The 210-nt window shown below is 37.6% G+C and carries 1 protein-coding gene; it reads left to right on the plus strand.

Going from position 1 to position 210, the window contains the following annotated elements:
* Positions 1-210 (plus strand): 4-alpha-glucanotransferase (locus B2S90_RS01255; protein ID WP_286696425.1); only part of this gene is annotated, 210 nt, incomplete at both ends.

The raw sequence follows: 210 nt of genomic DNA on the forward strand, positions 1-210 counted from the left end.
AGAAATGGACATTGGGAAAAAGGCCCTGGATATGACTTATTTAAGACAGTTGAAGAGTCTTTAGGAAAACTCAATGTAATTGCAGAAGACTTAGGTTATTTGACTGATACAGTTAAACAGATGGTCGCTGATTGTGGTTATCCAGGTATGAAGGTATTTGAATTCGCATTTGATTCACGTGATTCTTCTGGTACAAGCAACTACCTACCT

Source organism: Catenibacterium sp. UBA627 (assembly GCF_002299355.1).
Lineage (GTDB): Bacteria > Bacillota_I > Bacilli_A > Erysipelotrichales > Coprobacillaceae > Catenibacterium > Catenibacterium mitsuoka.